1 pseudogene is annotated in these 1,366 nt (G+C 58.6%); it reads right to left on the reverse strand.

The features are described from left to right. A pseudogene (locus KHO33_RS41825) lies at positions 1 to 311 on the reverse strand (hypothetical protein); the annotation flags it as partial. Between the last annotated feature and the right edge of the window lie 1,055 nt (positions 312 to 1,366).

Genomic DNA, 1,366 nt, shown 5'->3' on the forward strand with positions numbered 1-1,366 from the left:
GTGTTGGAGGCGACGTTGCCGATGCCATTGACATGGACATGGGTGACCGAACCATCAAGCCGGCTGATTGCGACGATCCTGTTGGTGTTGAACGAGTCCTGAAACACCCGTGAACCGCCGGTGACCTCGTTCGCGTTGCTGCCCGAAGTACTGGCCTGATCCGATGTCGCCTCGTTGGTCATGGTATTGGCGCCGGTGGTCGACCTTTGGTCGCAGGACGTGTCGCCATTGTCACTGCAGGGATTTGCGATTGCGTACCCGCTGGAGCCTAAAGCCAGGATTGCAGCGGACGCCAGTAATGTTTTACGCATGAGTTCCTCCTGAGGGTGAGGGACGGTTTGGCCGACTGCCAATCCGGGTTTGGCATGACGCATATGTGGTGCCATGCACTTAACGCGCCGGAATACAATGGACATCCTCCGGGTTTTGTGGGTGGCGCTCTGAAGGGCAGGGTTATTCCTGACGTTTTTTGTTTCGAAGATGCAACGGAAAAATTTGTCTGAGAAAACGATCTGGACGATGTGCGATTGCACAACCCCGATAATTCAATATGTTAAAAGCTGTTTGTCGTGTTGATTCGCAGACCTTTCAGCCGTTTCCATTTTGTTGCGTTATCCGGGCGGCATCTGGAGCGGTCTGCCGGGCTTCAGCTTCATCGCGCGTGGCGCAGCTATGCTGGGCATGGGTTTGACCTCTGCGGAAAGCGGCGGGGGAGTGAAGGGGGATTGACCCGCAAACGTATCGCGGCTGACATCGTGTTCCGCAATGGCAGGAGGAGCCCGAGAGGCCTCGCGCGACATGCGCGATCTGGCGAGGGCGCACGAGGGACGAAAAAGATCGCTGGAAGTGGTTTGCAGTACTATCTTGACGATGCTCGCGAGCGAGTCGCGGCATTGTCAGTTACACCGTCAGCGATCCAATGTCGGCGTCCTCTCGTCGCGATGGGGGACAGGCCGTAAGCTCCTCTGGAACGTCGGTGGCAAACTGCGCAAAAGCAGCCGACCTGCCAACCGGCGCCACATAACAACGGCGATCCGGGGAGATCCAGATAGAGCGTGTCCATGATCGGAGATCGCGGACAGGATCTCCCGTGATCGCTCTGTTAGACCCATCATCGCCAACGCCCGCGCGAAAGTCACCTAGGGCCGTCCTGAGCTGCTGACCAAATTCACATGTCTGCGGTTTGTGTTCGAGGTCGCCCGTTCGAGACGCTGGCCCGGGAGGTGCGGCTTCTGCCATGCCACCGGACCCGGACCAAATTATGCGCGGTACAGTGCGCGTTGCCTGCGTCAAACGATGACAAAACCGGGCAGCCCATACGACGCTGCCGGATGGGCCGTCCTGGGGAGGCGACACCTCGCGCCGC

Source organism: Paraburkholderia nemoris (assembly GCF_905221015.1).
Lineage (GTDB): Bacteria > Pseudomonadota > Gammaproteobacteria > Burkholderiales > Burkholderiaceae > Paraburkholderia > Paraburkholderia nemoris.